The sequence below is a fragment of the Streptomyces sp. NPDC043996 genome (assembly GCF_056435225.1).
In genome coordinates, this window is the sequence record NZ_JBWKEY010000018.1 from 79,804 (window position 1) to 96,331 (window position 16,528).

The window sequence follows — 16,528 nt, forward strand, 5'->3', positions numbered from 1 at the left end:
AGAACGCACTGTCATGCCCGCGACACCCCTCACGCCCGCGCCCGTCGCCGCCTCCGCCCCGGCCGCCCCAGGCGCCACGCCCGCCCCCGCCCCTGCCCCCGTCCCCGCCCCAGCCCCCACCCCGACGTACGTCCCCTCCATCGCCGACACCGAGGAGCAGATCCGCGCCGCCCAGCGCCTGCGCTTCCAGGTGTTCGGCGAGGAGATGGGCGCGCACCTCGACACGCCCCTGGCCGGGCACGACATCGACGCCTTCGACGACCTCGCGGACCACCTGATCATCACCGACACCACCAGCGGCGCCGTCGTCGGCACGTACCGGCTCATCCCGCCCGGGCGCGGGGAGCTCTCCTACTCCGCCGGTGAGTTCGACCTCGGTGCCCTGCGCGGACTGCGCTCGTCGACCATCGAGGCCGGGCGGTCCTGCGTCCACCCCGACCACCGCTCCGGGGCCGTGATCAACCTGATGTGGTCGGCGCTCGCCCGCTACGTCCTGCTCTCCGGGCACCGCTATCTGGCGGGCTGCGCCTCCGTCCCGCTGAGCGACGGCGGCACCGCCGCCGCCAGCGCCTGGCTGCTCGGCACCGCCAAGCACGCCTCGCCGCCGGAGCTGCGCGTGCACCCGCACCGGCCCTGGACGCCGCCCGGCGAGCGCGCGGGCCACCGCGCCGCCTACGCCGACCTGCCGCCGCTGCTCCGCGGGTACCTGCGGCTCGGGGCCTGGATGTGCGGGGCGCCCGCGCACGACCCGGAGTTCGACTCGGCCGACTTCTTCGTGCTGCTCGACACCGAGCGGCTGAGCGAGCGGCACCGGCGCTTCTTCCTCGGCGACGCGGGGCGCGCCGGCGCCGGGAGCCACGCGTGAACCCGTGGACCGTGGAGGCGGGCTGTCCGCGGTCCCACGCGCTGCCGGCCGCGTACCGGGTGGCGCCCGCCGAGGCCGTGCGGCGGTACGCGACGCTCGCCTGCGAACTGGCCCGCGGCCTCGGCGCGGGGGAGCGGCTCGCCGACGGCGACGCGGTCCGCGAGCGGGCGCGGGGGGTCCTGCGGGCCCTGGGCGTGGGCCTGGAGACGGGGCCGCTGCCGCTGAGCGTGCCCGGCGGGGGCGCGGGGACGCTCGTCGTCGCCAACCACATCTCCTGGCTCGACGTCGTGGCGCTGCTCGCCGTGGAGCCCGTGGCGTTCGTCGCGAAGCGGGAAGTGGCGCGCTGGCCCGTCGTCGGGACGCTCGCGCGGCGCCTCGGTACGCAGTTCATCGACCGCGAGGGGGGACGGCACACGCTTCCCCTCATGGTCGAGGAACTCGCCAAGGCCCTCGCGAGCGGCCGCTCCGTCCTCGTCTTTCCCCAGGCCACGACCTGGTGCTCCGTCTCCGGCGGGCGGTTCCGGCGGGCGGCGTTCCAGGCGGCCATCGACGCGGGGGTGGCGGTGCGGCCGGTGACCGTGGCGTACCGGATGGCCGGGGCGGACAGTACGGTGGCCGCCTTTCTGGGGGACGAGGGGTTCGGGGCGTCCCTGCGGCGGGTGGTGGGGGCCCGCGGGGTGAGCGCGCGGGTCGTCGCGCACCCGCCGGTGCACGGGCGTGACCGCAAGGAGCTGGCCGCGCGGGCGTGGGGGGCGGTGTGCGGGAGCGGGCCTTTCGGCGGGGCCCTCGACCGCGTGCCGATGCGCTGTGGCGCGGGCGGGCCGGGGTTCAGTTGATGTTCACGGGACGGTCGCCCAAACCTGGCAGGGTCATGGCGAAACGCAGCTGATCCCGTCACCACAGCTGATCCCGTCGTCGACGAAGAGGACCCCCGGTGCCCACAGCCCGCAACGCACGTTCCCTCGCCCTGGCCGCGGCCGCCCTCGGCGGCGCCGCCGCGCTCGTCCTGCAGACCGCCGTACCGGCCCTGGCCGCCGTCGAGTTCGAGGTGACCGCGACCGTGGAGACCGCGCCGGTCTCGCACAGCGGGGACGCGGCCGACGACCCGGCGGTGTGGGTGCACCCGAGCGACCCGGCGAAGTCCGTGGTGGTGGGGACGGACAAGAAGGGCGCGCTTGAGGTGTACGACCTCAAGGGCGCCCGGATCCAGCGGATCAGCGGCGATTACGGGAACAACGTCGACGTGCGCGGCGACGTCGTCGTGTCCGCGGACGACGAGGCGGCGGGCGGCGACGGCGCCCTGCGCGTGTACCGGATCGACCCGGCCACGCGGCAGCTGAGGCACCTGAAGGACGTGCCCACGGACGTCACCGCGCACGGCGTCTGCCTGTACGCGTCGCCGCGCTCGGGCAAGCTCTACGCCTACCCCAACTCCACCTCAGGACGCGTCGAGCAGTGGGAGCTCGCCGTCAGCGGCGACACCGTGAAGGCGACGTCGGTGCGCCTCTTCGACGCCGGGTCCGCCGTCGAGGGGTGCTACGCGGACGAGACGACCGGCAAGCTCTACCTGGGCGAGGAGGACGTCGGCGTGTGGGTGTACGGCGCCGAGCCCGGCGACGGCACCACCCGCACGAAGCTCGACTCGACCGGCTCCGGCGGCCATCTCACCGCCGACACCGAGGGCATCACCGCCGCGGGCGACCGGATCTTCGTGTCCTCGCAGGGCAGCGACGACTTCACCGCGTACGACCGCCGCGGCGGCGCCTACCTCGGCCGGTTCGCGGTCGCGTCCGGCACCGCCGCCGACGACTGCGAGGAGACCGACGGCATCGACGCCACCGCCGCCAACCTTGGACCGGCCTTCCCCCAGGGCGTGTTCGTCTGCCAGGACGGCTCCAACGGCGCGCCCGGCACCAGCGGCAACCAGAACTTCAAGTTCGTCCCCCTGGAGCGGATCACCAGCCGGATGTGACGGGCCGCGGGCTCACCAGCCCGTGAACAGCAGGTGGTTGACGGCGAGGGCCAAGACCGCCTGGGCCCCGAGCCAGTAGCGGCGGCCGCGCGCGGGAAGCAGCGCGGCCGCCGCCATCAGGAGCGTGACGAACGGCAGCCAGATGCGCTCCGTCTCCGCCTTGCTCATGCCCGAGAGATCCGCGGCGAGCAGCGCGAGCAGGGCGGCGAGCACCAGGCCCACGAGGCGGTCGGCGGCCGTGTCCCCGCCCGCCAGCCAGCGGCGCACCGCGCCCGGCGCCGCCGCCCCCGCCCGCCGCAGCCCCGCCACCGTAGCGAGGCCGATGGTCAGCACCGTGCAGGCGAGGTTGGCCCACACCCAGTACCCGTACGGGCGCACCCCGCCCGCGCCCTGGTAGTACCGCTCCACCAACAGCCGGTACGCCTCCCACCAGTCGAAGCCGAGCGCGGTGAACACCACGGGCGCGACGAGCGCGCCCGCCGCGAAGAACGGCAGCGGGCGCGGATTCCTGGTGACGGCGATGACTCCCGCGACGACCACCGCGAACAGCGTGAGGCCGTACGAGAGATAGCACGTCAGGCCGAACAACAGGCCCGCGCCCGCGGCGGCGAGCGCGGGGCGGCGCACCGTCCGGGTCGCGGCCAGGGCGAGCAGCGCCACCAGCCAGGCGGTGACGGCGGCGAAGTAGCCGTCCGCCGACGCCCCCACCCACACGGCGGCCGGGGCGAGCACCAGGAACGGCGCCGCCCGGCGCGCGCTCGCCTCGTCGGCCAGGGCCTTGACGGTGAGCAGGACCGCGACGACGGCCGTGCCGCCCGCCGTGATCACGAAGGCGCCCGCCCAGGCGCCGCCCTCCAGGCCGATCCGGTCGAGGAAGACGAAGGTGAGCGGGGCGGCGGGCGGGTGGCCCGCGGTGTGCGCGGGCCAGTGGTAGGCGCCGTCCTCGCCGAGCAGGATGTACTGGGTGTAGTCGCGCAGCGTCGCCGGGATGTCGGCGAAGCGGTCGATGACCTGGAGGTACTCGTACTTCGTGGTGAGCCGCTCGGCCACGCCCCGGTGCCAGCCGTCGACGAGCGCGAGCGAGAAGATCCACGCCGTCGACGCCGCCCACGCCCCCACGAGCAGCGCCCGCCACGGCAGCCGCGCCGCCAGGGCGGGGCCCTGGACGACCACGGCAGCGGCGACGGCGAGCGCGGCCGGGGTGCCCGGGCCGATGTGCGGGTCCCACTGGGCGTACAGCGGCGGCCAGTTGACGCGCAGGGTGCCGTCGGCGCGCTCGATGGCCCGCCCGACCGCCACGGCCACGACGACCAGGAGGACGGCCAGCGCGGCGGCGAGCAGATCACGGCGGGGCCCGGAGCGGGAGCGTTCGCGGTGGTTCACGCTGGCACGCTAGGCCGCCACCAGCCAGAACGGCGCGCCCGGCGGCCCCATGTCACCGAACCGTCAGATCTTGAGGGCCCCTGACCGCCGCCGGGGTACTCCGTTCGGCACCGCCCGCGATCCGTCAGCGTTTCGTCATGCGTCGCGGCCGCCTTCCGGCCGCCCCGCGGTCCTACGGTCGACGCGAGGCGACGGCGGCACGCCGTCCGGACCAGCGAGGGCACACCATGGGCACAGCAAAGGGCACACCAGAGGGCACCTCAGGGGGCGGGAAACCGCCAGGGCTGTCGGTCACCGAGACCGCGCGGCGCGTCGTGAGCGGGATCTGGCGCAGCCCTGTGCGCGGCCCCTGGTTCACCGCCGTGCTCGGCGTGGTCCTGCTGTGCGGCGTGACGCTGCTGTTCGTCACCGGACTGCTGTCGTACGCCGCGTACAACCCCGGCCTGTCCCCGGTCAACGACAAGACGCCCGACAAGGGGCTGCTCGGCTTCTACCTCTTCGACTGGCCGACGAACCCGCACTGGCTGTACCGGCTCACCCAGGGCCTGCACGTCACCGTCGGCATCGCGCTGGTGCCGGTGCTGCTCGCCAAGCTGTGGTCGGTCCTGCCGAAGCTGTTCGCGCTGCCGCCCGTGCGGTCCCTGGCGCACGCCCTGGAGCGGCTCTCCCTGCTGCTGCTCGTGGGCGGCGCCCTGTTCGTGTTCGCGACGGGCGTGCTGAACGTCCAGCTGGAGTACGTGTTCCCGGGGTCGTTCTACCCGCTGCACTTCTACGGCGCGTGGGTGTTCTTCGCGGCGTTCGCCGCGCACGCCGCCCTGAAACTGCCCACGACCGTACGGGTGCTGCGGGAGCGGGGGTTCAGGGAGCTGCTGCGCACCCACGAGGGGCGCGGCGCCGCCGCGCCGGAGCCCGACGAAGGATCCGGGCTCGTCGCCGCCCGCCCCGCCGAGCCGACCGTGACCCGGCGGGGCGCGCTCGGGCTCGTCGGGGGCGGCTCGCTGCTGCTGTTCGCGACGACCGCCGGGCAGAGCTTCGACGGCTGGCCGCGCGCCACGGCCCTGTTCGCGCCGCACGGCGGCCCCGACCCCGGCACGGGACCCGGCGGCTTCCAGATCAACAAGACCGCGGCGGCGGTGGGCCTGGGCCGCCGGGACCTGGAGGACGGCTGGCACCTCGCCCTCGTCGGCCGCGGCCGCACCCTGCGCCTCACGCGCGCCGACCTGCTCGCCCTGGAGCAGCACGGGGCGGACCTGCCCATCGCGTGCGTGGAGGGCTGGTCGACGTCCGACCAGGCCTGGCGGGGCGTGCGCCTGCGCGACCTCGCCGCGCTCGCCGGGTACGAGGACGGCGCGCCCGGCGTGCTCGTGGAGTCCCTCCAGGCCCGCGGCGCCTTCCGCCGCGCCGCGCTGCGCGACAACCAGGTCCGCGACCCGCGCTCCCTGCTCGCGCTGCGCGTCAACGGCGCCGACCTGACCTGGGACCACGGCTACCCGGCCCGCGTCATCGTGCCCGCGGCGCCGGGCGTGCTCAACACCAAGTGGGTGGCGCGGCTGACGTTCGGGGAGCTGTGAGGCCGGGATGCGGAGACCGTCGATGAAGAAGGTGGCGCAAGTGATGAAGGCAGGCGGGTCAGGGCGGGTGGCGCGGCGGCGTCAGGGCGCGGGGGCGGGCGGGGGGTGGCGGCGCCGGTACGGGGCGGGGCCGCTCCATCTGGCGCTGCTGCTCGCCTCGTTCGCGCTCGCGCTGTACGCGGGGGTGCGGCTGCTCCACGACGACTGGGCGGCGGTCGCGCTGTGGTTCGTGGGCGCGGCGCTTGCGCACGACCTCGTGCTCGCGCCGCTGTACGCGGCCGCCGACCGGGCCGTGACGGCCGCGCTGGGGGCGCGCCGCCGGGACCTGACCGTGTTCGTCCGGGTCCCGGCGGCGCTCTCGCTGCTGCTCCTGCTGGTCTGGTATCCGCTGATCACCCGTCAGGTGCCGCGCTACGAACGCGCCACGGGCCTGCCCGCCGACGTGTTCCTTACGCGCTGGCTCCTGGTGACGGCGGCCCTGTTCGCGGGCTCGGCGCTCTGGCTCGCGCTGCGGGCCGCGCGGCGGCGCAGGGCCACGAAGCGGCGGCCGTCCGCCGTCCACTGATCGGCCGCGCGCAGGCCCGCGGGGCGGGCGTACCGCAGCAGCGCGGGCGTGCCGATCCTGGCCCACGGGAACGTCCCGGCAGGTCCGGGGCGCCCCCGCCCGTCGTCCACCCGGACGCGCACCCGTTCGTCCACGTCGACGGCTGCGGTCTCGGCGATCAGCAGGCCGCCCGGGGCGAGCAGTTCGCCGACGCGGGCGAGGAGCGCCGCCGGGTCGCCGCCGATGCCGATGTTGCCGTCCATGAGCAGCGCGGTGCCCCAGCGGCCCTCTCCCGGCAGCGGGTCGAACACGGACCGGTGGAGCGCGCGGCCGCCGAGGCGCCGCGTGTGCCGGACGGCCGCCTCGCTGACGTCGATGCCGAGCGCGCGGTGGCCCCCCGCGGCGAGCGCGGCCACCAGGCGGCCCGGGCCGCAGCCGATGTCGAGGACGGGCCCCGCGCAGCGGCGAAGGGCCGAGCGGTCGGCGGGGTCGGGGGCCGCGCACCAGCGCTCCACGTCGAGGGGCAGCAGCCAGCCGTCGGCGCGGCGCAGGAACAGCGGCCCGCGCCCGGTGCGCAGCGCCTCCTCGTACAGGTCGGCGGACCAGGCGGTCGACGTGGTCCGCGGTGCGGCGGTGCTCATCGGCGGGCCGCCGGGGCCAGGCGGGCGAGGCGGGCGGCGAAGCGGGTGCCGGGGGCGGCGGCCGCGACGTGGGCGGCGTCCGCCGCCGTGTCGACGTCCCGCAGCGTCGGCAGGTCGCGCACGCGCAGGCCCGCCGCGGTGAGGCGGGCGCGCTGCGCGGCGCCGGTCGTCGGCGTGGACATGGGCACCCCGCGCAGCAGCTCCGGCTCGGGCTCGGCGAGCCCGAGGGCCCAGAACCCGCCGTCGGCGGCGGGCCCGATCCAGGCGTCCGCTGCGCGCCAGGCGTCCGGGGCGAGCGCGGGCGCGAGCAGCGCGGGCGTCACCTGCGGGGTGTCCATGCCAATCAGGAGGGCGGGTCCGGCGCAGCCCGCGAACGCCGCGGCGAGCCGCTCGTCCAGGCCGCCCGTGCCCTGCGGCACCACCTCGATGCCGGGCGGGAGCCAGGGACCCGGCGCCCCGGCGAGCACGAGCACCCGGCGGCGCGCGGGCGCGGCCAGGACGGCCGCCAGGGTGTCGGCAAGGGCGGCCTCGGCGAGCAGCGCGGCCTCCTGGGGCGTGTAGGGCGGGGTGAGGCGGGTCTTCACGGCGCCCGGCAGCGGGGCCTTCGCGATGACCAGGAGCGTGGTGGCCGGTGGGCGCGCGGTCATCGGGGGCCCGCCTCCCGGACGCGGGGCGCCGACGGCGGCTCCGCCAGGACGCGGCGCATGTCCCGTACCGCCTGCCAGGTGCCGCGCCAGGTGCCGGTGACCTTCGAGGCGCCGGCCCGGGCCAGGTAGGGCACGTCGCGCTCCTCGACCCGCCAGCCCGCGTCGGCGGCGCGCACCACCATCTGCAGGGGGTAGCCGCTGCGCCGGTCGGTGAGTGCGAGGGCCAGCAGGTCCGTGCGCCGCGCCGCCCGCATCGGCCCCAGGTCGCGCAGGGCGAGGCCGGTGCGGCGGCGCAGTATGCGGGCGAGGGCGACGTTGCCCGCGCGCGCGTGCGGCGGCCAGGCGCCGCGCTCGCGCGGGCGCCGGCGGCCGAGGACGAGGTCGGCGCGGCCCGCGGCGACGTCGCGTACGAACGGCACGAGCAGGGCCGGATCCAGGGTGGCGTCGCAGTCGCAGAAGCACACGACGTCCGCCTCCGCGGCGGTGAGACCGGCGTGGCAGGCGGCGCCGAAGCCGCGCCGCGGCTCGTGCACGACGGTGGCGCCGAGCGAGCGCGCGAGGTCGGCCGAGCCGTCCGTGGAGCCGTTGTCCACGACGATGGCGCGCCAGGCGGCGGGGACGCGGGCGAGCACCCACGGCAGCGCGGCCGCCTCGTCCAGACACGGCAGGACGACGTCGGCGACCGGCTCGGGGCACGCCGGGGGAACCGGAAGGTCGGGGGAAGGGGGAGTCACGGCACTCACCCTACGAAGCAGAAACGGGCAAATCGGACTTTGGGTTCTTACGAAACGCGGACGTCCGGCGGGCGGGACGCCGCCCGGTCTCCACCCGGATGGCGGTGGTGCGACGCTGGTCGCATGCGGAATCCCTCCCCAGACAGTGGCGCGCGCGTCCTCGTCGTCGACGACGACCTCACCGTCGCCGAAGTCGTCACCGGCTATCTGGAGCGCGCCGGGTACGCCGTCGACCGGGCGCTCGACGGGCCCGGCGCCCTTGCCACCGCCGCCGCGCGCGAGCCCGACCTCGTGGTCCTCGATCTGATGCTGCCGGGCATGGACGGCCTGGAGGTCTGCCGAAGGCTCCGCGCCCGGGGCCCGGTCCCGGTGATCATGCTGACCGCGCGCGGTGACGAGGAGGACCGCGTACTGGGCCTGGAGATAGGGGCGGATGACTACGTGACCAAGCCGTTCAGCCCGCGCGAGCTCGTGCTGCGCGTCGACTCCGTGCTCCGCCGCGCCGCCCGGCCCGAGGCCAGGGCTGGCGCGGTGCTGCGCGCCGGGGGCCTCGCTCTCGACCCGGCGGCCCGCCGCGCCACCAAGAACGGCGCCGAACTCGCCCTGACCGGCCGCGAGTTCGACCTGCTCGCCTTCTTCCTGCGCCACCCCGGCCGCGCCTTCGGCCGCGAGGAGCTGATGCGCGAGGTGTGGGGCTGGGACTTCGGTGACCTGTCCACGGTGACGGTCCATGTGCGCAGGCTCCGCGGCAAGGTCGAGGACGACCCGGGCGCGCCGCGGCTGATCCAGACGGTGTGGGGGGTGGGGTACCGCCTCGACGCGGGCGGGGCCGGGGCTCCGGCGGCGCGGGAGCCGGGCGGCCCGACGGCGGCGGAGGGGACGGAGGGGCCGGAGACGGCGGAGGGGGTTCTTCCGTCGTGACCGACATCCTCCTCATCGCCCTGTATGCCTTCCTCGGCGCCGCCGCCGCGGGGCTGCTCGGCGCCGGTGTGCTGCGGCTGCTGCGGCACCGCTCGCTCGTCGTGTCGCTGACCGTGGTCGTCGCCGTCGCCGTCACGGCCATGCTCGCCGGGACGCTCGCCGTGGCGTGGCAGATGTTCCTGTCCCCGCACGACCTGACCGTCGTCACCGTCGTCGTCGCCATGGCGTCCGTCGTGTCGTTCGCGACGGCGCTGCTGCTCGGCCGGTGGGTGGTCGCCCGCAGCGCGGACCTGGCGCGGGCGGCCCGCTCGTTCGGCGTCGGCGGCAGCTTCGCCGCACCCGCCGAGCCCACGACGGCCGAACTCTCGGCGCTCACCCAGGAGCTGGAGCGCACCAGCGCGCGGCTCGCGGAGTCCCGGGAGCGCGAACAGGCCCTGGAGAGCTCGCGCCGTGAGCTCGTCGCCTGGATCTCGCACGACCTGCGCACCCCGCTCGCGGGCCTGCGGGCCATGGCCGAGGCCCTGGAGGACGGCGTCGCCACGGAGCCCGACCGCTATCTGCGGCAGATCCGCACCGAGGTCGAGCGCCTCGACGGCATGGTGGGCGACCTGTTCGAGCTCTCCCGCATCAGCGCCGGGGCCCTCGCGCTCACGCCCGCGCGGATGTCCGTCTACGACCTGGTGGGCGACGCCCTCGCCGGGGCCGACCCGCTCGCGCGCGAGCACGGCGTGCGCCTGGTGGGGCACCGCATCGACGCGGTGCCGGTGGAGGTCGACGGCAAGGAGATGAGCCGGGTCCTCGGCAACCTCCTCGTCAACGCGATCCGCCGGACACCGGCGGATGGCACGGTCGCCGTCGCCGCCGAGCGCTCGGGCGAGGGGGTCGTCCTGTCCGTCACGGACGAATGCGGGGGCATCCCGGAGGAGGACCTGGACCGGGTCTTCGACATGGGCTGGCGGGGCACCCACGCCCGCACCCCGCCCGCGGGCGCCGGGCTCGGCCTCGCCATCGTGCGGGGCATCGTCGAGGCCCACCAAGGGCACGCGGCGGTACGGAACGTCACCGGCGGCTGCCGGTTCGAGGTGATGCTGCCGTCGGCGGGAACGGCGTGAACACGCCCGCTGCCACGGGCGCGCCGTGCTGAGTGCGCGCACGCACCGGTCCTGACCCCCGCGTTGGCGGGGCCCGGGTGCGCGGCTCGGGCGGGAGGGAGGCCGGTCTGTTTGGCGGGGGCGGTCCGCGGGTGGGGTGGCTGGGGCCGTGTGTCTGGTGGGTGCCGTTCGATGGTCGGGTGTGGGTGGGTCCTGCGTGTCTGGCGCGGCCGGGGTCCGTGGGTGCGGTGGAGTGGGTTCGGCTGCCCGGCGGGAGCGGTCTGTGGGTGGGGAGGCGGGGTTCGCGTGTCCGGTGGGTGCCGTCCCGTGCGGTCCGGCGTAGGCGGGTCCCGTCCGTCCGGTAGGGCCCGGGTCCGCCCGTGCGGCGGGGCGAATCCGCACGCGAGGACCCTGGGGTGGCGGGGCGTGTGCCCGGTGTTCAGAGCGGGGTGGCCGCGCGCAGCAGCCGCACCAGGGTGACCGCCGCGTTCGCCGACGCGAGGGCGGACACCGCGGTGCCGCAGGCGGCGCACCACAGGGCGAGGCCCACCGCCGTGAACAGCGGCGGGCGGGTGCGGGGGGCCGGTGCGGGGGCGAGCAGCGCGGCGACGCGGCGCGGCACCGGGCCCGCGGCGGCGAGGCCCGCGAGCGACGGCGCGGGCGCGCCCGCCCCCACCAGGGCGGCCTTCCCGATGGCACGCGCGACCACGCGCCGGTCCCGCACCACCCGGGCGGCCTCCTCGTCGGCCCACCGCATGTTCGGCGCGGCCGAGTCTGTCCGTCCGGCCGGAGCCCGTTGGGATTCCGCCGCGTCGGCCCCGGGTGTCCACCACACTCCGGGGCGCGGCGCGTTCGACGTGGTCAGCGCAACGGCGCGCTCGCGAACTCCGTCATGCCCGAGGCGAAGTCGACGCGTGGCGTCCAGCCCAGCTCCCGGCGCAGCCGGGTGGAGTCCGCCGTGATGTGCCGGACGTCGCCGAGGCGGTACTCGCCCGTGGTCACCGGGGACGGGCCGCCGTGGGCCCGGGCCAGGGCGCGGGCCATCTCGCCGACGGTGTGCGGCTCGCCGCTGCCGGTGTTGTACGCGGTGCACACGCCCGGCGCGCGGCCGTCCACCGCCGCCAGGGCCGTCGCCGCCGCTTCCGCCACGTCCCGTACGTGGACGAAGTCCCGCAGCTGACGGCCGTCCTCGAACACGCGCGGCGCCTCGCCACGGGCCAGCGCGGACCGGAACAGGGACGCCACCCCGGCGTAGGGGGTGTCGCGGGGCATGCCAGGGCCGTACACGTTGTGATAGCGCAGCGACACCGCGCGGCCGCCGGTGGCACGGGCCCACGCGGCGGCGAGGTACTCCTGCTGGAGCTTCGTCGCCGCGTACACGTTGCGGGGGTCCATGGGGGCGTCCTCCGGGACCTGGCCTGGCGTCAGGCCGGTGCCGCACGCCGGGCACAGCGGCTCGAAGCGGCCCGCCGCCAGGTCGCTCTCGGCGCGGGGGCCGGGGCGCACCACGCCGTGCCGGGCGCAGGTGTACCGCCCCTCCCCGTAGACCACCATCGAACCGGCGAGCACCAGGCGCCGCACCCCGGCGCGGGCCATCGCGGCGAGCAGGACCGCCGTGCCGAGGTCGTTGCAGCCGACGTAGGCGGGCGCGTCCGCGAAGTCCTTGCCGAGGCCCACCATCGCGGCCTGGTGGCAGACCGCGTCGACGCCGCGCAGCGCCTTGGTCACGGCCGCGTCGTCGCGCACGTCCGCGAGAACCAGCCGCTCGCCGGGGCGGGCCGATCGCGGCGGTGAGCTGTGCGCGGAGGCGAGGAGGGCGTCGTAGGAGACGACGTCGTGGCCGTGCGCGAGCAGCGCGTCGACGACCTGTGTTCCGATGAATCCGGCTCCGCCGGTGACCAGTACCCGCATGCCGCCCACGCTAGGCAGCCACTCCGCCCGCGCGCCCGTGTCACGCCCGCGCGTCACGGTTCCGTAAGACTCCGGAGGGCTCGGTGCGGCTCGGCGGGCGTTCGACCCTGCGGAGGCCGTCGCGGGAGGGGCGCGTGGGGCGGCGCGCCCGGCATCAACGCAACGTAAAGATTGCCGGAAAAAGGCAGTGCGCTGATGCGTTCGGACAGGTCAGGATGGAAGAGCAGGAACGGGGGGCGAGGCCCGGGTGCCGGATCACGGAAACGAGGTCCGGCACCCGAGTGGGGACGGCTCCCGGGCGTGACCGGTCAAGGGGGCGGGGGCATGGGGGAGTTGTTCGGCGCGGCGGTGGGGTTTCCAGGGGTGGTGTTCAGCTCCGCCCTGGCCGTCGTCGTGTGTTTCTGGCTGCTGGTCGCGCTTGGCCTCACCCGCGCGGACGTCTTCGACGACGACGCGGACCTGGACGGCGTGGGGCTCGGGGGAGTCCCGGTGTCCCTGGCGGTGTCGCTGCTCGTCGGCGGCGGCTGGGCGGCGAGCGTGGCCGGGTCGGCCGCGATGACGCACGCGGGCCTGACGGGCCTCGCGCACGCGGCGGTCGACCTGGGCCTGCTCCTGACGTCGGCGCTCCTCGCGTGGGCCCTGACCTGGGCCGTCGTACGGCCACTCGCGCGGCACCGCGCGAGCGCGCGGGACGCCGCCGCGCGGGACGCCGCCGCGCCGGACGCCGCCGCGGTGGTCGTGGAGGTCCGGCGCCCCACGGCGGCGCGGGCGCGCGAGCCACGGCCGGTCGGCGACGACTGGCCCCGGGCCGACTGCGCGTGACGGGCGCTTCCGGCCATGGACCGAGTTCCCCTGGTGCGCACCGCCAGCGCGGACGGCGTGCGGGCCGATGGCGCCCCACCCCCGTGCCCGCCCCCGGCCGCACATGCGCTAAAAAGGCGTAGGGGATTCATCAGTAAATCGGGGGCATACGTGGCGAGTCATGAAATACCAGACGAGTACCTGGAGGGGTACACCCGCATCCTCGCCGACGCCTCCGCCACCGGACGCGGCCTGACCCGCGACGAACTGGACTCGCGCCGCGCCCTCGGCGAGCGCGCGGCCGAGGCCGGGTACGGGCTGCGCGCACTGGTGGGCGCGCACTTGGTGCGGGCCCGCGCGTTCGGCGCGGCACCGCGGGCGCACGCGGCGCCGGGAGCGGACCGGGCGCCCGTGTCCGCCGAGGCCGTGCTCGCCGCCGTCGAACAGGCCGTGGACGCCTTCGCCGAGGGCCACGAGCGCGCCCAGCGCCTGGCGATCCGTCAGGAGGAGGCGGCCCGGAGGGAGTTCATCGACGACCTGCTGCACGGCCGCAGCGACGTCGGGCTGCTCGCCGCGCGCGCCGAGCGGTTCGGCCTGCGCCTGTCGCTCGCGCACACGGTCGCCGTCGCCCAGGGCGACCTCGCCTACGAGGACGGCGACGAGGCACCGCGCGAGGTGGAGCGGGCACTGACCGGCCGCTTCGGGGACCGCAGCCCGCTGGTCGCGACCAAGGACGGCCGCCTGGTCTGCGTCACCACCGCCGAACACGGCGACGTCCTGGACTTCTTCGCCAAGCAGGCGCACGCCGCGACCGACGGCGGCCGCGTCGCCGTCGGCCGCCCCAGGCCCGGGGCGGGAGGCGTCGTCCAGAGCTATGAGGAAGCCCTGAGCGTCCTGGACCTCGCCGAGCGCCTCGGCCTGCCCGAGCCGGTGCTGCGCGCCGCCGACCTGCTGGTCTTCCCGGTCCTCACCCGCGACCGGCAGGCCATGGCCGATCTGGTCCTGAACACCCTCGGCCCGCTGCGCGAGGCCAGGGGCGGCGCCGAACCCCTCATCGAGACCCTCGCGGTGTACTTCGACACGGGTTGCGTGGCGGCGCAGGCGGCCCGCCGCCTCAGCCTGAGCGTGCGCGCCCTGACGTACCGTCTGGAACGCATCCACCGCCTCACCGGCACCAACCCGGCCGACCCGATGCACCGCTACACCCTGCAGACGGCCGTCATCGGCGCCCGGCTCCTCAACTGGCCGGGGCAGCCGTTCTGACGGGCCCGACCGCCACAAGCGCGCCCCGCCGCTACGGCGCGCCGGTGAAGGAGCGGCGGTAGGAGCGGGGCGGCACGCCCCGGCGGCGCACGAACTGCTCGCGCAGCACGGCCGCGCTCCCGTACCCGACCCGGCGGGCGATCTCCTCCACCGGCAGGTCCGTGGTCTCCAGGAGCTCCTCGGCGCCGGTCAGGCGCAGGTTCCGCAGCCAGGCGTGCGGGGTGGTGCCGGTCGCGGCCGTGAAGCGCCGGGCGAAGGAGCGCTTGCTCATCATGGCGCGCCGCGCCAGCTCCGCGACGGGAAGCGGCTCGTGGAGATGCGCGCGGGCCCAGGCCAGGACGTCGGCGAGCCGCTCGTCCCGGCAGTCCTCGGGGACGGGCGCGGTCAGGTACTGCGCCTGCCCGCCGTCGCGGTGGGAGGGCAGCACCATGTCACGCGCGACGGCGTTGGCCACCGCCGCGCCGTGCTCGCGCCGCAGCAGGTGCAGGCACATGTCGAAGCCCGCGGCGGCGCCCGCGCCGGTGACGAGGGACCCTTCGTCGACGTACAGGGCCTCGGACTCGACGGTGACCTCCGGGTGGCGGCGGGCGAGGAGTTCGGCGAACCGCCAGTGCGTGGTGGCCCGCAGGCCGTCGAGCAGACCGGCGGCCGCGAGCGCGAACGTGCCGACGCAGTGGGCCGCGACCAGGGCGCGGCGCTCGTGCGCGGCCCGCAGCGCGTCGAGCACGGCGGGCCCGGGAGGAGTGCGGAAACCGGCCGCGGGCAGGGCGATCACGAGCTCGGCGGAGGCGAGCCGGTCCAGGCCGTGCGCGAGGGTCACGGGCACGCCGACGTCGGTGGGGACGGGCCCCGGCCGGTCGGCGCACAGCGCGAAGTCGAAGGCCGGCACGTCCCTTCCGTGCGGGGCGAACACCTCGGCGACGACGCCGACGGCGAGCATCCCGACGGTGGGCGGGACATAGGCGGCGACGTTGGTGAAGGGCGGCACGGCGGCAGTGTGCCACGCGTGGCACGAATCCCGCGATCATAGGCACTGATGCCACTCGTGGGCGGCTGACCTGCCCGGAAGCATGGAGGACATGACAGACGCACCGCTCGGCCGCAGCGCCGCACACACGATCCTGACCACCGGCTACGTGGGCTCCACCGGACCCGGTGTCGCCGCGACCGTCTCCTACGTAACCGACGCGGGCCGCCACGTCGTCTTCGACCCGGGCATGGTGGCGAGCCACGACGACATCCTCGGCCCGCTCGCGGAACTCGGCCTCGGTCCGGACGACATCACCGACGTGGTCCTCAGCCACCACCACCCGGACAACACCCTGAACGCGGGCCTGTTCCGCAAGGCCCGCGTCCACGACCACAAGGTGGAGTACGAAGGGAACCAGTGGCGCAACCGGGACGCGGAGGGCTACGAACTCACCCCGTCCCTGCGCCTGATCCGCACCCCGGGGCACAGCCCCGAGGACATCACGCTGCTGGCGGGCACGGCCGCGGGCGTGGTGGCCTTCGCCGGTGACCTGTGGTGGCACTCGGCGGGCCCCGCGGACGACCCGGTCGCCCCGGACCGCGACGTCCTGCGCGCCTCCCGGCGTCGGGTCACGGCCGTGGCGGACCTGATCGTGCCCGGCCACGGCGCCCCGTTCGTGCCCGACGGGGACACACCGCTCTAGGGCCGCCCCCAACGGGGTGGCCCGGCGCCCCTCAGTACGAAGGCGTGCCGAGCCGGGGCAGCTCGATGGCGGGGCAGCGGTCCATGACCATGTCGAGCCCCGCCTCCCGCACGCGCCCGTACGCCGCCTCGTCGACGACACCGAGCTGGAACCAGACGGCCTTCGCGCCGATGGCCACCGCCTCGTCGGCGACGGCCCCGGCCAGGTCGCTGTTCACGAACACGTCCACCACGTCGACCTCGAAGGGGATGTCGGCGAGCGAGGCGTAACCCCGCTCGCCGTGCACCGTCTCGGCCTTCGGATGGATGGGTACGATCCGCTTGCCGTGCCGCTGCAGCACCTCGGCGACGCCGTACGCGGCCCGCGCCTCGTTGGCGGACAGGCCGACGACGGCCCAGGTGTCACCGCGCTCGGTGAGGATCTTCCGGATCGTCGCTTCGTCCCCGTACACGCTTGGCCTCCCAGAGATGTGCGCCAGCCGCGCGCTCGCGCCTACCGCTCGGGACAACCC

16 protein-coding genes and 1 pseudogene are annotated in these 16,528 nt (G+C 76.2%); 9 read left to right on the top strand and 8 right to left on the bottom strand.

The window, feature by feature from the left end:
• Positions 1 to 13: 13 nt before the first annotated feature.
• From AC07A4_RS36565 to AC07A4_RS36575, 3 genes are all read left to right on the top strand, one after another.
• Entirely contained in the window at positions 14 to 865 is an 852-nt protein-coding gene (locus tag AC07A4_RS36565) for a GNAT family N-acetyltransferase (RefSeq protein WP_478607533.1), read from the top strand.
• Complete coding sequence (locus AC07A4_RS36570) at positions 862 to 1,701, top strand: lysophospholipid acyltransferase family protein (protein ID WP_478607535.1); 840 nt, start codon at positions 862 to 864, stop codon at positions 1,699 to 1,701. Before AC07A4_RS36565 ends, AC07A4_RS36570 begins: the two co-directional genes overlap by 4 nt.
• Before the next feature lie 98 nt (positions 1,702 to 1,799).
• On the top strand, positions 1,800 to 2,837 hold the full coding sequence (locus AC07A4_RS36575) for a phytase (RefSeq protein WP_478607538.1): 1,038 nt from the start codon (positions 1,800 to 1,802) through the stop codon (positions 2,835 to 2,837).
• A gap of 12 nt (positions 2,838 to 2,849) precedes the next feature.
• Here the strand turns inward: AC07A4_RS36575 and AC07A4_RS36580 are convergent, their stop codons facing one another.
• Positions 2,850 to 4,220, bottom strand: a complete 1,371-nt coding sequence (locus AC07A4_RS36580) for a hypothetical protein (protein WP_478607540.1) — start codon at positions 4,218 to 4,220, stop codon at positions 2,850 to 2,852.
• Between the two features lie 227 nt (positions 4,221 to 4,447).
• On the opposite strand from AC07A4_RS36580, the gene AC07A4_RS36585 reads away from it, so the two are divergent.
• A complete protein-coding gene (locus AC07A4_RS36585) occupies positions 4,448 to 5,791 on the top strand; it encodes a molybdopterin-dependent oxidoreductase (protein ID WP_478607542.1) in 1,344 nt (447 codons plus the stop codon).
• Positions 5,792 to 6,202: 411 nt separating this feature from the next.
• Here the strand turns inward: AC07A4_RS36585 and AC07A4_RS36590 are convergent, their stop codons facing one another.
• From AC07A4_RS36590 to AC07A4_RS36600, 3 genes are read right to left on the bottom strand one after another with little or no spacing between them, the layout of a single operon-like run.
• Positions 6,203 to 6,976 (bottom strand): class I SAM-dependent methyltransferase, encoded by a 774-nt coding sequence (locus AC07A4_RS36590; RefSeq protein WP_478607543.1) that lies wholly within the window; start codon positions 6,974 to 6,976, stop codon positions 6,203 to 6,205.
• Positions 6,973 to 7,623 (bottom strand): TIGR04282 family arsenosugar biosynthesis glycosyltransferase, encoded by a 651-nt coding sequence (locus tag AC07A4_RS36595; protein WP_478607546.1) that lies wholly within the window; start codon positions 7,621 to 7,623, stop codon positions 6,973 to 6,975. Before AC07A4_RS36595 ends, AC07A4_RS36590 begins: the two co-directional genes overlap by 4 nt.
• The gene (locus AC07A4_RS36600) at positions 7,620 to 8,357 is read right to left on the bottom strand and encodes a glycosyltransferase family 2 protein (RefSeq protein WP_478607548.1); all 738 of its coding nucleotides are present in this window, start codon (positions 8,355 to 8,357) and stop codon (positions 7,620 to 7,622) included. The genes AC07A4_RS36595 and AC07A4_RS36600 overlap by 4 nt, the downstream gene beginning before the upstream one ends.
• Positions 8,358 to 8,480: 123 nt before the next feature.
• On the opposite strand from AC07A4_RS36600, the gene AC07A4_RS36605 reads away from it, so the two are divergent.
• Both AC07A4_RS36605 and AC07A4_RS36610 read left to right on the top strand, forming a co-directional pair.
• A complete protein-coding gene (locus tag AC07A4_RS36605) occupies positions 8,481 to 9,278 on the top strand; it encodes a response regulator transcription factor (protein ID WP_478607550.1) in 798 nt (265 codons plus the stop codon).
• On the top strand, positions 9,275 to 10,390 hold the full coding sequence (locus tag AC07A4_RS36610; protein WP_478607553.1) for a sensor histidine kinase: 1,116 nt from the start codon (positions 9,275 to 9,277) through the stop codon (positions 10,388 to 10,390). The genes AC07A4_RS36605 and AC07A4_RS36610 overlap by 4 nt, the downstream gene beginning before the upstream one ends.
• Positions 10,391 to 10,808: 418 nt before the next feature.
• Here AC07A4_RS36610 and AC07A4_RS36615 read toward each other — a convergent pair.
• A pseudogene (locus AC07A4_RS36615) lies at positions 10,809 to 11,126 on the bottom strand (M56 family peptidase); the annotation flags it as partial.
• 104 nt (positions 11,127 to 11,230) lie between these two features.
• On the bottom strand, positions 11,231 to 12,280 hold the full coding sequence (locus AC07A4_RS36620; RefSeq protein WP_478607556.1) for an NAD-dependent epimerase/dehydratase family protein: 1,050 nt from the start codon (positions 12,278 to 12,280) through the stop codon (positions 11,231 to 11,233).
• A gap of 324 nt (positions 12,281 to 12,604) precedes the next feature.
• Here AC07A4_RS36620 and AC07A4_RS36625 point away from each other — a divergent pair, with 324 nt between their 5' ends.
• Positions 12,605 to 13,102 carry a hypothetical protein gene (locus tag AC07A4_RS36625; RefSeq protein ID WP_478607558.1) on the top strand — a complete coding sequence of 166 codons (498 nt, stop codon included), beginning with the start codon at positions 12,605 to 12,607 and terminating at the stop codon, positions 13,100 to 13,102.
• 150 nt (positions 13,103 to 13,252) lie between these two features.
• Positions 13,253 to 14,344: a PucR family transcriptional regulator gene (locus AC07A4_RS36630; protein WP_478607561.1), complete on the top strand. Its 1,092-nt coding sequence runs from the start codon at positions 13,253 to 13,255 to the stop codon at positions 14,342 to 14,344.
• Between the two features lie 31 nt (positions 14,345 to 14,375).
• On the opposite strand, the gene AC07A4_RS36635 is transcribed toward AC07A4_RS36630, so the two are convergent.
• Entirely contained in the window at positions 14,376 to 15,284 is a 909-nt protein-coding gene (locus AC07A4_RS36635; RefSeq protein WP_478607840.1) for a GlxA family transcriptional regulator, read from the bottom strand.
• Between the two features lie 139 nt (positions 15,285 to 15,423).
• On the opposite strand from AC07A4_RS36635, the gene AC07A4_RS36640 reads away from it, so the two are divergent.
• Positions 15,424 to 16,017, top strand: a complete 594-nt coding sequence (locus AC07A4_RS36640; RefSeq protein ID WP_478607564.1) for an MBL fold metallo-hydrolase — start codon at positions 15,424 to 15,426, stop codon at positions 16,015 to 16,017.
• A 31-nt stretch (positions 16,018 to 16,048) separates the two neighbouring features.
• Here the strand turns inward: AC07A4_RS36640 and AC07A4_RS36645 are convergent, their stop codons facing one another.
• Entirely contained in the window at positions 16,049 to 16,468 is a 420-nt protein-coding gene (locus AC07A4_RS36645) for a CoA-binding protein (protein ID WP_478607566.1), read from the bottom strand.
• Between the last annotated feature and the right edge of the window lie 60 nt (positions 16,469 to 16,528).